At 73.1% G+C, this 13021-nt stretch carries 12 protein-coding genes; 8 read left to right on the top strand and 4 right to left on the bottom strand.

The window, feature by feature from the left end; genetic code table 11:
• Positions 1–47: 47 nt before the first annotated feature.
• The 3 genes from HEP85_RS29945 (at position 48) to HEP85_RS29935 (ending at position 3472) form a co-directional block, all read left to right on the top strand.
• The gene (locus HEP85_RS29945) at positions 48–875 is read left to right on the top strand and encodes a DUF4142 domain-containing protein (protein WP_369657897.1); all 828 of its coding nucleotides are present in this window, start codon (positions 48–50) and stop codon (positions 873–875) included.
• 44 nt (positions 876–919) lie between these two features.
• The gene (locus tag HEP85_RS29940; protein ID WP_329291082.1) at positions 920–1702 is read left to right on the top strand and encodes a TIGR04222 domain-containing membrane protein; all 783 of its coding nucleotides are present in this window, start codon (positions 920–922) and stop codon (positions 1700–1702) included.
• A 120-nt stretch (positions 1703–1822) separates the two neighbouring features.
• Positions 1823–3472 (top strand): alpha/beta hydrolase, encoded by a 1650-nt coding sequence (locus tag HEP85_RS29935; RefSeq protein WP_329291080.1) that lies wholly within the window; start codon positions 1823–1825, stop codon positions 3470–3472.
• A gap of 27 nt (positions 3473–3499) precedes the next feature.
• Here HEP85_RS29935 and hemQ read toward each other — a convergent pair whose 3' ends face one another.
• Entirely contained in the window at positions 3500–4219 is a 720-nt protein-coding gene (hemQ, locus tag HEP85_RS29930; protein WP_168530667.1) for a hydrogen peroxide-dependent heme synthase, read from the bottom strand.
• Positions 4220–4223: 4 nt separating this feature from the next.
• Positions 4224–5690 (bottom strand): protoporphyrinogen oxidase, encoded by a 1467-nt coding sequence (hemG, locus tag HEP85_RS29925; RefSeq protein ID WP_168530666.1) that lies wholly within the window; start codon positions 5688–5690, stop codon positions 4224–4226.
• A gap of 158 nt (positions 5691–5848) precedes the next feature.
• Between hemG and HEP85_RS29920 the strand changes: the two genes are divergently transcribed.
• Both HEP85_RS29920 and HEP85_RS29915 read left to right on the top strand, forming a co-directional pair.
• Complete coding sequence (locus tag HEP85_RS29920) at positions 5849–6856, top strand: DUF4349 domain-containing protein (RefSeq protein ID WP_168530665.1); 1008 nt, start codon at positions 5849–5851, stop codon at positions 6854–6856.
• Between the two features lie 33 nt (positions 6857–6889).
• Positions 6890–8317: an FAD-dependent oxidoreductase gene (locus tag HEP85_RS29915; RefSeq protein ID WP_168534159.1), complete on the top strand. Its 1428-nt coding sequence runs from the start codon at positions 6890–6892 to the stop codon at positions 8315–8317.
• 90 nt (positions 8318–8407) lie between these two features.
• On the opposite strand, the gene HEP85_RS29910 is transcribed toward HEP85_RS29915, so the two are convergent.
• Positions 8408–8743, bottom strand: a complete 336-nt coding sequence (locus HEP85_RS29910) for a hypothetical protein (RefSeq protein ID WP_168530664.1) — start codon at positions 8741–8743, stop codon at positions 8408–8410.
• Positions 8744–8941: 198 nt separating this feature from the next.
• On the opposite strand from HEP85_RS29910, the gene HEP85_RS29905 reads away from it, so the two are divergent.
• A complete protein-coding gene (locus tag HEP85_RS29905) occupies positions 8942–9760 on the top strand; it encodes a rhomboid family intramembrane serine protease (protein WP_168534157.1) in 819 nt (272 codons plus the stop codon).
• Between the two features lie 4 nt (positions 9761–9764).
• Here HEP85_RS29905 and hemE read toward each other — a convergent pair whose 3' ends face one another.
• On the bottom strand, positions 9765–10835 hold the full coding sequence (hemE, locus tag HEP85_RS29900; RefSeq protein WP_168530663.1) for a uroporphyrinogen decarboxylase: 1071 nt from the start codon (positions 10833–10835) through the stop codon (positions 9765–9767).
• A 214-nt stretch (positions 10836–11049) separates the two neighbouring features.
• On the opposite strand from hemE, the gene HEP85_RS29895 reads away from it, so the two are divergent.
• A complete protein-coding gene (locus HEP85_RS29895; protein WP_211118260.1) occupies positions 11050–11676 on the top strand; it encodes a DUF3000 domain-containing protein in 627 nt (208 codons plus the stop codon).
• Between the two features lie 547 nt (positions 11677–12223).
• Positions 12224–12886 carry a response regulator transcription factor gene (locus HEP85_RS29890; RefSeq protein ID WP_019073943.1) on the top strand — a complete coding sequence of 221 codons (663 nt, stop codon included), beginning with the start codon at positions 12224–12226 and terminating at the stop codon, positions 12884–12886.
• Positions 12887–13021 lie beyond the last annotated feature (135 nt).

Below are 13021 nucleotides of genomic sequence, written 5' to 3'. Positions count from 1 at the left end.
CCCGCACCCGAAGCGCACCAGCGTGCGGTGCCGCAACTGGAGGCACCATGCGATCCGTCGACCGCACCGGATTGGTCAGTGGGACAGGACTCGTCGTCGCCGCCCTCACGGCGACCCTCATCGCGCTGATCTTCCCGATCTGGTCGTACGCGGACCGCTCCGGCACCGGTCTGGACTCCCTGAACACCCAGACCGTGCCGACGCGGTTCGGTCCGCTGTCCGGCCTGGACCGGGAGTTCGTCACCAAGGTCAGACTGGCCGGGCTGTGGGAACTGCCCGCGGGTCAGCAGGCCGAGGAACGCGGCACCACCAAGGCCGTACGGACGGCCGGCGCGCACCTCGTCGAGGGCCACACCTTCCTGGACGCCCGCGTCCGCGACGTCGCCGCCCGGCTCGGGCTGGACCTGCCGAACCAGCCCAACGCGCAGCAGCGCGGCTGGCTGGCCACGCTGGAGACGGCGCACGGCACGGACTACGACCGGAAGTTCGCGAACCTCCTGCGCAGGGCTCATGGCAAGGTCTTCGCCGTCGTCGCCCAGGTCCGCGCGAACACCCGCAACTCCCTCGTACGGGACCTCGCCGACGACGCCAACACCACGGTGCTCGACCACATCAAGGTCCTCGAGGCCACCGGGTACGTCGACTTCGACGCGCTCGCCCGGGACGCGGCGACGGCCGCGCCGCCCCTCACCGCCTCTCCCGCTCCGCCGGGCCCCACGGACTCCCCGGGCACCCCCGTCCCCGTCACCCCGTCGGCGGCCTATCCCCTCCCCCCCGGCCGCCTCCCGCGCCAGGAGCTGACCCTCCGCCACCGCACCGGGACGCGAGGCCGCACCCGAACGTCACAGACCCACAACGCTCCGTCCACATCGTGAACAGACCGTGGCGCCGGAGTGCCCGGGTCGCATAGAAACACGCCATGTTCTGGGTCCTTCTCCTGCTCCTGGCCTGGGCCGCGGCCGGCACGTCCTGCGTCCGGCTGTGCCTGGCCGCCGTACGGGCCGCGGCGGTCGACGCCGACGCGGCGCGCGGACACCACCTCACGCTCTACGAGGCGGCGTTCCTGTCCGGCGGCCCGGCCCGGGTCGCCGATCTGACCCTGGTCTCCATGGCCCGTCAGCGCCGCCTGCTGCTCGCGCACACCGGCTGGGCGACGGTCGTGGACCCGCGTGGGCGGGACGACATGGAGCGTTCGGTGATCGGAGCCATAGGCCCGGAGGGGCAGTCCCGGATAGCGCCCGTGCGGGCGACGACTGCCGCCGCGGACTCGGTGCGCCGCCTCGCCGACCGTCTCGTCGCCGCGGGCCTCGCCGTGCCCGACGGCGCCCGCACCACCGTCGCGGGCGCCGTCCGCCAGGTCCAGGCCGCCTCCGCGGCCGTCCTCGCGCTCGGCGCCGTGGCCGTCCTGATGCCCTCTCAGCCGCGCGCCGACGACGTGCCGGTCGCCGTCTGGTTCACCCTCCCGCTCATCCTGACGCTGAGCTGCCTCGCCATCGCCCGCATCGAGGTCCACCCCTACACGCGCTGGGCCTCCCCGGCCGGCCAGCGACTGCTCGGCACCCTCGCCCGGCACACCGACGTCACCGCGGACGACCGCACGTACCTCACCTCGGTCGCCGTGCGGGGCATCCGCGCGGTCGGCGAGCCCGATCTGCGCGCGGCCTTCGCGCACCGCGACCGGGCGGCCGGCCGGCAGCGCTGACCGGCGCTCCAGGGGGCGCATAGGAGTCATTGCGGCCGACACCGGCACCCGGTGCTTTACTTCGCCCACCACCGAACGAAACATCCCCTTTGTCGCTGCCGTGCGCTGAAGGGATACGCGATGAGAGCTGCCGTCCTCTGCGGAACCGCCGGGTCCTTGCTCCTGACCGCCCTCACCGGCGCTCCCGCGGGCGGCGCCCCGGCCCTGCCGGACCCCACGGGCCTCACGGCGTCGGCCCTGACGCACGGTACGGCCGTCGCCGCCGCGCGCGCGGCGGCCGCCGGAATCCGCTTCGGGGCCTGTTCCAAGGAGACGGGACTCCCCGCCGGCCTGCGCTGCGGCACGGTCGACGTGCCGCTCGACTACACGCACCCCGACGGCAAGCAGATCCGACTGACCGTCAGCCGGACGAGGGCCACCGGCAAGGACACGCGGAACGCGAAGCACAAGGTGCCGCGGCAGGGCGCCCTGGTCTACAACCCCGGCGGTCCGGGCGCCTCCGGCATGTACTTCCCGCTGTTCGGCTCCCTGCCCGAGTGGAAGCGGATCGCGGCGGCGTACGACCTGGTGGGCTACGCCCCGCGCGGGGTCGACCGCTCGGCCCCGCTGTCCTGCAAGGACCCGAAGCGCTCCGTGAAGGGGCCCTCGCAGTCACCGACGTATCCCTCGGAGTCGTACAAGAAGGAGCGCATCGCGCAGGCGCAGGCGTACGCACGTGGCTGCCTGGAGCGCTCCGGCCAGGCGATCCGGCACTACACCTCGCTCAACAACGCCCGCGACCTCGACGTCCTGCGCGCCGCGCTCGGCGAGCCGAAGCTGACCTTCATGGGGGCGTCGTACGGCACCTACTTCGGCGCCCTCTACGCGACGCTCTTCCCCTCGCACGTGCGCCGGATGGTCTTCGACTCGGCGGTGAACCCCGCCCCCGGCCAGATCTGGTACGAGAACAACCTCGACCAGTCGGCGGCCTTCGAGGGCCGCTGGGCCGACTTCCGCGCGTGGACCGCCCGGCACGACGAGGTGTACGGGCTCGGCACCACCCCCGAGGAGGTGCTGCACAGCTACGAGAAGGCGCGGGCGCAGCTCGCCGCGTCGCCCGCGGGCGGCAAGGTGGGGCCGGCGCAGTTGCAGGGCGCGTTCCTGGAGGCGGGGTACAACGACGGCTACTGGCCGCGGCGCGCCCTGGCGCTCTCCGCCTATCTGAAGGGTGACCCGAAGCCGCTGATCGAGCAGGCCGCGCGTCCGGAGGCGTCGGTCGGGGCGGAGAACGCGAGCGCCGTCTACACGGCGGTCGAGTGCAACGACGCGCCCTGGCCGACCCAGTGGCGCACCTGGGACCGCGACAACACCCGGCTGGCGCGCAGGGCGCCGTTCGAGACCTGGGACAACGTGTGGATGAACCTGCCCTGCGCGTACTGGCCGGTGCCCCGGGAGCGGCCCCTCGACGTACGGACGCTGCCCGGGGTGCTCGCGCCGACCCTGATCCTGGCGGCCGAGCGGGACGCGGCCACGCCGTACGGGGGAGCGCTGGAGTTGCAGCGGCGGCTGTCCGGTTCCGCGCTGGTGACCGAGAACGGGGCCGGGACGCACGGGATCGGCGGCGGCCCCAACAAGTGCGTCAACGCCTATCTCGACGCCTATCTGCTGACGGGACGGCTGCCGGGGTTCCACGCGCAGTGCGCGCCGCGCGCGGAACCGAAGCCGGCCGGGCCGAAGCCGGCGGCGCCGGGCGGTCGCGCGCCGCACGCGAAGGACGCGCGGGCTTCGTAGACCGCCCGGCCCCGCGCCGGACAGCGGTCAGGCGAGACCCGCGACCAGTTCGGCGACGTCCTTGCGGCGGCCCGTGTAGAACGGGACCTCCTCGCGGACGTGCAGCCGGGCCTCGGAGGCGCGCAGGTGACGCATGAGGTCGACGATGCGGTACAGCTCGTCGGCCTCGAAGGCGAGGATCCACTCGTAGTCGCCGAGGGAGAACGAGGCGACCGTGTTGGCGCGCACGTCCGGGTAGCCGCGGGCCATCTTGCCGTGGTCGGCGAGCATGCGCCGGCGGTCCTCGTCGGGCAGCAGGTACCAGTCGTAGGAGCGTACGAACGGGTAGACGCTGATGTAGTCGCGGGGCGTCTCGTCGGCGAGGAACGCCGGGATGTGCGAGCGGTTGAACTCGGCCGGGCGGTGCAGCGCCATGTTCGACCAGACCGGCTCCAGGGCGCGGCCGAGCCGGGTGCGGCGGAAGAGGTTGTACGCCTCCTGGAGCTGGTCGGCGGTCTCGGCGTGCCACCAGATCATCAGGTCCGCGTCGGCACGCAGCCCCGACACGTCGTACGTGCCGCGGACGGTGACGTCCTTGGCGGCGAGCTGGTCGAAGAGCTCCTGGACCTCGTCGGCGTATCCGGCACGGTCCTCGGGAAGCACGTCGCGCAGCCTGAAGACGGACCACAGGGTGTAGCGGATGACCTCGTTGAGGTCCTTGGCCTTCTTGCCGATGTTCGGGATCTTGGCGGGGGCGTCGTCACTCATGGGCCTATTCTCCCGCGCCGCCGTGCAGGCTCTGCACCGGGTTCCTGATCAGCGCGTCCAGTCCGGCGCGCTCGCCCCCGAGCTGGTCCACGGCGGCGTACGCGCTCGCGATGCAGGCGGGGATGCCGACCCCGTCGTACGCGGCGCCGCAGACCGCGAGGCCGGGGAGCCCGGCGACGTGCGCGCGGATCCGGGCCACCCGTGTGTGGTGTCCGACCGGGTACTGCGGGAGGCCGTCGTCCCAGCGGGTGACGCGGGTGGCGACGGGCTCGGCGGTCAGGCCGGTGGCCTCGCGCAGGTCGTGGCGGGACACGTCGACGAGGCCGGCGTCGTCGCGGCCCAGCACCTCGCTCTCGCCGTACCGGCCCACGGAGGTGCGCAGGACGAGCAGGCCGGGGTTCTCCTCGTCGATCCAGCCCCACTTGCGGGAGGCGAAGGTGGACGCCTTGATGGTGTGACCGTCGACGGGCGGGACCAGGAAGCCGCTCCCCTCGGGGAGGGTGCTGTCCGCGCGCCGGTAGGCGAGGGTGACCAGCGCCATGGAGGCGTACTCGACGGTGGCGAGCTCGCCGGCCGCGGCGGGTGCCTCGGCCCGCAGCAGGGTGGCGGCGGCCGGGGCGGGCAGGGCGAGGACGACGGCGTCGGTGTGCAGCACACGGTCTCCGGCCACGACGCGCCAGCCGGACCCGGTGCCCCGCGTCCGGCGCAGCTCCGTGACCGGGGCGCCGGTGACGATCTCGCCACCCCGCGCGCGCACCGACTCGGCGACCGCGAGCGGGAGTTGGCCGACACCGCCTTCGATGCCCATGAACACCGGGCCGGTCTGCTGATGTGCGGCGGCCTTGGCCTGGATCGCGCGCACCGCCTCCGTCAGGGAGGTGTGGGTGCGCGCCGCCTCGAAGAGCTGGGGGACGGCGGCGCGCAGGGAGATGCGATAGGCGTCGCCGGCGTAGACACCGCCGAGCAGGGGCTCGACCAGCCGGTCGACGACCTCGCGGCCGAGGCGGGCCGCCACGTACTCCCCCACCGCGACGTCGTCACCGATCTCCGTGCGGGGCAGTTCGGTGTCGCGCCCGATGCGGCGCAGGCCCTCGTCGGACAGGACTCCGTGGAGGGCGGCGGCGGTGCCGGGGACGCCCATGACGTGTCCCTTGGGCATGGGCCGCAGGGCGCCGCGGGTCCACAGGGAGGCGGTCGCGGTGGCGGGGGGCTGGAGGCGGTCGGCGAGCCCCACCTCGCGGGCGAGCGCGACCGCCTCGGGGCGCCGGGCGAGCATCGACTCGGCGCCGAGGTCGACGCGGGCGCCCGCGATCTCGCCGGGCAGCAGCTTGCCGCCGACGCGGCCGGAGGCCTCCAGGACGGTCACCCGGGCGCCGCGGTCGAGGAGACGGTGGGCGGCGGCCAGACCGGCGATCCCGCCCCCGATGACGACGACGTGCCCCGTACCCGTACGACTGTCCTGTGCGCGCATGCGTCCACTTTCTCAGACCCCGCGGGGGCGTCCGCCGGGCCCCGGTGTCCGGCGCGAGTCCCGACCGTGACCTCATCGGGACCGGAGTACCCCAACGTCCTGCCGGGTCCCGGCGTCGAAGAGACAGCATCCGTCGCGAGACCCGGGGGTACGCCCACATGCACACACCACGTTCGGTACGCCGCGCACGAACCGGCCGGGCCCTGGCCGGGGTCCTGCTCGTCTCCTCCCTCGCGCTGGCCGGCTGTGGCGCCGCCGGTGACGGTGGCTCGAGCAGCGACAAGGCGGCGTCGGGGGACCAGAAGGCCGGCCCGGGTGCCAAGGAGGCGGTGCCCGGAACCGCGGACGGTGCCGCCTCGGACAGCGCCGCCTCGGGCGCGGGCGGCTCCCGTTCCGCCGCCGCGCCCAGACTGGAGACGAGCGGCATCATCCGTACCGCGTTCCTGACCGTGCAGGTCAAGGACGTCCCCAGGGCCCTGGACGAGGCCCGGGTCACGGCCACCGGGGCGGGCGGCTTCGTCGGTGACGAGACGACCACCCGGGACGGCGGGGGCCACGAACGCACCCGTGTCGTGCTGCGGGTGCCCACGGACCGCTACGACCAGGTGCTCGCCGATCTGGGCGGTGCGGGGAAGATCCTGGAGCGGACGGCCAAGGCGCAGGACGTCACCGACCAGGTCGTCGACGTGGAGAGCCGTATCAAGTCGCAGCGCGCCAGTGTGGCCCGGGTCCGCGGGCTGATGGACCGGGCGGCCAAGCTCAGCGACGTGGTCGCCCTGGAAGGGGAACTGAGCAGCCGCGAGTCCGACCTGGAGGCGCTGCTCGCCCGGCAGTCGTCGCTGAAGGACCGCACCAGCCTGGCCACCATCACGCTGTCGCTCTCCGAGACGCCCGTGCGGAAGGCCGCGGCGAAGGCCGGGGAGCCCGGCTTCGTGGACGCCCTCGCGGGTGGCTGGGACGCGTTCGTCACGACGCTGCGCTGGATCGCGATGGTGTTGGGCGCGGTGCTCCCGTTCGCCGTCTGCGCGGCGGTGCTCGTGGTGCTGTGGCTGCGGTTCGGACGTTCCCGGCTGCCGCGCCGTCAGCCGTCGGCACCGGCCGCGTCGGGCGCGGGTTCGCTTCCGGCGGCGCCGCCGGTGCGCGGGGAGGGTGGCAAGGACGCCTGAAATGGCGGGCCCCCGTAGCGTGTTCGCATGAGTATGAACCGTACGAGCGCGACGAACGTCACCGGCAGCACAGGCGGGACCGGTGGGGCGACGGAGCGGCTGGTCGTCATCGGCGGCGACGCGGCGGGCATGTCCGCCGCGTCGCAGGCGCGCCGGATGCGGGGCCCGGACGAGCTGGAGATCGTGGCGTTCGAGCGCGGCCACTTCACCTCCTACTCGGCCTGCGGCATCCCGTACTGGGTGGGCGGCGACGTTTCCGGGCCGGACCGGCTGATCGCGCGCTCCCCGCGGGAGCACCGGGAGCGGGGCATCGACCTGCGGATGCGCACCGAGGTCACGGAGATCGATGTCGCGGGCGCCCGGGTGCGCTCGCGGGACCTGGAGTCCGGGGCGGAGGCGTGGACGTCGTACGACAAGCTCGTGATCGCGACCGGCGCCCGTCCGGTCCGCCCGGACCTGCCGGGGATGGACGCTCCTGGCGTGCACGGGGTGCAGACCCTCGACGACGGCCAGGCGCTCCTGGACACGCTGGCCGCGAGGCGGGGCCGGCGCGCGGTGGTCGTCGGCGCCGGTTACATCGGCGTGGAGATGGCCGAGGCGCTCATCAACCGCGGATACGAGGTGACGGTCGTCAACCGTGGCACCGAGCCGATGGCCACGCTCGACCCGGACATGGGCCGGCTGGTGCGGCGGGCCATGTCGGGCCTGGGCATCACCATGGTCGACGACGCCACGGTGACCGGGATCGTCACCGGCGCCGACGGGGTCCGGGCGGTCGCCACGCAGGACGCGGAGTACCCGGCGGACGTGGTGGTGCTCGGAATCGGAGTGCGTCCCGAGACCACCCTCGCCAGGGCGGCCGGGCTGCCGCTGGGCGACCACGGCGGGCTGCTCACCGATCTGGCGATGCGGGTGCGCGGACACGAGAACATCTGGGCGGGCGGCGACTGCGTCGAGGTCCTCGACCTGGTCTCGGGGAGCGAGCGGCACATCGCGCTGGGCACCCACGCCAACAAGCACGGGCAGGTCATCGGCAGCAACGTGGGCGGCGGATACGCCACCTTCCCCGGTGTGGTGGGCACCGCGGTGAGCAAGGTCTGCGACCTGGAGATCGCGCGTACGGGGCTGCGCGAGAAGGACGCGCGCCGGGCGGGCCTGCAGTTCGAGACCGTCACCATCGAGTCGACCAGCCGCGCGGGCTACTACCCGAACGCGGCCCTGATGACGGTGAAGATGCTCGCGGAGCGCCGCACCGGACGGCTGCTCGGCGTGCAGATCGTCGGCCGCGAGGGCGCCGCGAAGCGCGTCGACATCGCCGCGGTGGCGCTGACCGCGCGCATGACCGTGGAACAGATGACGGCCCTGGACCTGGGCTACGCCCCGCCGTTCTCACCGGTGTGGGACCCGATCCTGGTGGCGGCGCGCAAGGCGGTCACGGCGGTACGGCGAAGCGCCGCATAAGGACGCGGGGACCGCGCGACCGGCCACACACGGCCACGCACGGCCGGCGGCGCGCTCGGCGATCAGCCGTGCCCTCGCCCCGTCGCTCGCCTACGCGGATTCGTGACCGGCGTTCTGGTTGATGCGGTCTATCGCCTGCCGGGCCTGTTCGGCCGGCGGTCGCGCGGGCAGCGAGGAGACGGAGCCCGCGGCGGTGACGGCCGCGGGCGGCGCGGTGGGCGGCTTCGCGTGCGCGGCCGACCGTACGGAGCGCAGCCGGTGGCTCACGGCCTCGTCGAGGGTCACCGGACGCTGCAGGCGCGCCGCGAGCCGTCCGGCCTCCTGGCCGAGCGCGGCCACGTCCTCCCAGGGGAGGTGCACCACCAGGGCGATCTCCGCCTCACCGTCGGGCAGGGCGTGCATCGGAGGAGTAACTCGGTCGTTCATCGCCTGTGTCCTCACGTCTTCCTCGCGTCACGTCTGCGTCGCGGCGCGGGCGGTTGAGGAGACATACGCACAAGGGCGCGACAGCGTTCAGTGGCACGGGCAGGAGCGCGAGCCGGGGTACGCGCCCCGCCGGTGACGGCGTGCGTGCCCCCTGGGGAGGTGCGGATACCCGCGGCGCATCCAGGGCACTACTTCCTTGTGGTCATACCCGTCCATGACGTGAACCCGGCGCGCGGCACGCCCTACGTGACGTACGCCTTGATCGCCGCCAATGTCCTGGTGTTCCTCTACACCCCCGGCCTCGCCGGATCGGTGGCGGGCGACAGCGGGCTGTCCCAGCTGTGCCATCTACAGGCGTTCCTGGACCACTACGCCGCGGTGCCGCAGGAGTTGATCCACCACCAGATGCCCCGGCTCGTACCCACCGGTGAGGTCGGGGCCGGCACACACGGGCCCGGCTGCCTGGTGAGCGCGCCGGACTACGACAAGTCGCCACCGCTCTCCGTGCTCACCGCGATGTTCCTGCACGGCAGTTGGCTGCACCTGCTCGGCAACATGCTCTTCCTGCTGATCTTCGGCAACAACATCGAGGACCGCCTGGGACATGTGCGCTTCGCGCTGTTCTACGTGGCGTGCGGGTACGCGGCCGGATACGGCTTCGCGCTCCTCAACGACAGCTCGGCGGACCCGCTGCTCGGTGCCTCCGGGGCGATCGCCGGGGTGCTCGGCGCCTACCTGGTGCTCTACCCGAGGGCCAGGGTGTGGGTCCTGGTGCCGTTCCTGGTCTTCCTGCCGCTGCGCCTGCCCGCCTGGCTCGTGCTCGGCTTCTGGTTCGCACTGCAGGCGGTGTACTCGTCGGGCGGCGGTGTCTCCACCGCCGGAACCGTCGCGTACGAGGCCCATGTGGCCGGCTTCCTCGCGGGCATGCTGCTGGCCTGGCCGCTGCGCCGGGGCACCCCGCCGCCGCCGGAACCGCGCAGCCTGCTGTGGGGCAGACAGGCGCGGCACGGCTGGTGAGGCGTCAGCGCGCCGTCCGGGTGTGGACGTCGTCCACGAGCCGGGTCAGCGCGTCCGGGTCCATGGTCGGCAGGACTCCGTGGCCGAGGTTGAAGATGTGGCCCTCCAGACCGGCGGCGGCGTCGAGCACCTCGCGGGTCTTGGTCTCCACGGCCTCGGTGGACGAGAAGAGGACGGCCGGGTCCAGGTTGCCCTGGAGCGCCTTGCCGGGGCCGACCCGGCGTGCGGCCTCGTCGAGCGGCACGCGCCAGTCGACGCCGACCACGTCCGCGCCCGCCTCCCCCATCAGACCGAGGAGTTCGCCGGTGCCGACGCCGAAGTGGATGCGCGGGACGCCGTACCCGGCCACGGATTCGAAGACCTTGGCGGACGCGGGCATCACCGAGCGGCGGTAGTCGGCGGGCGCCAGGGCGCCGACCCAGGAGTCGAAGAGCTGCACGGCGCTCGCGCCCGCCTCGATCTGCACCTTGAGGAAGGCGGAGGTGATCTCGGCGAGGCGGTCGAGCAGGTCGGCCCAGAGCTGCGGGTCGCCGTACATCAGCGACTTGGTGTGCTCGTGGTTCTTGGACGGACCGCCCTCCACGAGGTAGCTCGCGAGGGTGAAGGGCGCGCCCGCGAAGCCGATGAGGGGGGTCGCGCCCAGCTCGGCCGTCAGGAGCTTGATCGCGTCGGTGACGTACGAGACGTCGTCGGGGGTCAGATCGCGCAGCTGCGCCAGGTCGGCGCGGGTGCGGATCGGCTTCTCGACGACCGGGCCGACGCCCGGCTTGATGTCGAGGTCGACGCCGATGGCCTTCAGCGGGACGACGATGTCGCTGAAGTAGATCGCCGCGTCCACGTCGTGCCGGCGCACCGGCTGCAGGGTGATCTCGGCGACCAGCTCCGGCCGCATGCAGGACTCCAGCATCGGAATGCCCTCGCGCACCTTGAGGTACTCGGGCAGCGAGCGACCCGCCTGCCGCATGAACCACACCGGGGTGTGCGGCACGGGCTCGCGCCTGCACGCCTTGAGGAAGGCGGACTCGTACGTGGCTGTCGGCGGCTGGCCCGCGGCGGGGCGGTCATTGGCACTCACGACGGAAAGTCTCCCACGCCCCGAGGGCCCCCGGGCGCCGGGCTCCGCGGCGGACGCGCACCCCGGCCCCGGCGCCCGGACCGGCTCGTTCGCGCGGCACGAACCGGACAGTGGTCCCACGCACGGGTGTCTCTCCCTGCGCGCGGGCCCAGTTCCCCTTAATCTTCCCCGCATGGCTGCGGCTCAGGGACGACTGTCGGACGGCACTGGGGGAATGGACGATGCCAAGGAGGGGGACCAAGATGCGAAGGAGACTGCTCCGTTGCCGTTCCGGGCCGCCGTCGACGCGCTGAAGGGGGCACGGCTGCGTCCGGAGATCGAGATCGACCCGACGCGTCCGCCACAGCGCCTGGCCCCGTACTCGTACGCGCTGGAGGCCGCGGTCGTCGCCGAGGACGAGGATCTCGCGGACGGCCGGCTGGTCCTGCTGCACGACCCGGCGGGACACGAGGCCTGGCAGGGTGCCTTCCGCCTGGTGACACTGATCCGCGCCGAGCTGGAGCCGGAGATGGCCACCGACCCGCTGCTCCCCGACGTCTCCTGGTCGTGGCTGACCGGCGCGCTGCAGGCCCGCGGGCTGTCGTACGGGGAGCCGAGCGGCACCGTCACCCGGGCGAGCTCGCACTATTTCGGGGGGCTGTCCGAGCGTCCGTCCGCGTCCCAGATCGAGATCCGCGCCTCGTGGACGCCGCGCGAGGGACTGGGCGGCGTACCGGACACGGCCGCGCATCTCGCCGCCTGGTGCGATCTGCTCTGCCAGATCGCGGGCCTGCCGCCGGCCGGACCGGGCGACGCCTCGGTGGTGACACTCCCGCAGCGCCGGGACCCCCACTCGCGCTGAGCACGCGGCGGTGCACACTCGCCGGGGCACTCGCCGAGCCGCTCACCGCACCCCCGGCCGTCTCGCCGCCCCCTCGCCGCGCCGTTCCCCCCACCGCCGTACCACGCCGTCCCCGCACCGCTCAGCTCCGGGCAGCCAACCGCCCCCATGCCGGGCGGCACTTTCTTGTGCGCGGACTGATGCCTGGGCTGTGGGCGAGTCATGGGGGGACTGTGGACGGGCTGTGGGTGTGCTGTGAGTGGGACCGTTCGCCGGCCGGGCGAGGAAGGGGCACGGACAGGTGCGCGAACGCCACACGCCTTGCCGAACTCCTTGCCGAGGCTTTGTCGATACGGCCACTTTCAGCCGTGTCGTGACACGGAACGACTCGGTTCGATCTTCGGATGATCGATCGCGTGTCCGAATTGCACGGATTGTTACTCACCAAATCGTGATCATTCTCTAAAGGAGAACGGGTTTGGTGCCGAAGACGTCTGTGACCTTGAAAGCACGGTTCGTCCCGGCTTCATCCCCAGAGCCGGTCCCGTCCCGCACCCCAGGAGGCCTGGTGTCCGTTCTCCTCGAGCAGCCCGCAAGCCTGGTCGCCTACCGCCCGAACAAGCCGACCGCCATGGTGGTCGTGGCCGACCCACGGGTCCGTTCCACCGTCACACGCCACCTCTGGGCGCTCGGAGTGCGCGACGTCATCGAGGCGTCGTCCGTCGCGGAGGCCCGCCCCCGAATCGGCAACCCGCGCGACATCTGTGTCGCCGACGTCCACCTTCCCGACGGCAGCGGGCTCACCCTGCTGTCCGAGACCCGGGCCGCCGGCTGGCCCAACGGCCTCGCCCTTTCCGCCGCCGACGACATCGGCGCCGTACGCAATGCCCTCGCGGGCGGCGTCAAGGGCTATGTCGTCACCGGCACCCGCACCAACGTCGGGCTCCCCACCCGGCCCGGCGCCGCGCCCATCGGCTCGGCCGCCGCCCGTATGCACCGCCGCCCCCCGGGTGCCCCGAGCCACCCGGGCGGCTACCGCGAGCTCTCCGGCCGTGAGGTCGAGGTGCTCCGGCTGGTCGCGGAGGGCCAGTCGAACAAGGCCATCGGCGTCTCCATGGGCCTGTCCGCCCTGACCGTCAAGAGCCACCTCGCCCGCATCGCCCGCAAGCTCGGCACGGGTGACCGCGCCGGCATGGTGGCGGTGGCCCTGCGGACGGGGATCATCCACTGACCCCGCGTACGGGAACGCCCGACCGCACCCCGTCCACCCGTTCGTGAACGCGATCTTTCACCGACCTGACTGGTTTACGACCCTCATACGCCCGTCGACGGAACGTTCCGTCGGCGGGCGTAGTCCATACACGGA

Source organism: Streptomyces sp. RPA4-2 (genome assembly GCF_012273515.2).
Taxonomy (GTDB): Bacteria; Actinomycetota; Actinomycetes; order Streptomycetales; family Streptomycetaceae; genus Streptomyces; species Streptomyces kaempferi.
Note: the sequence above shows the minus strand (reverse complement) of the source record. Positions and strands in the feature narration are given on the sequence as shown.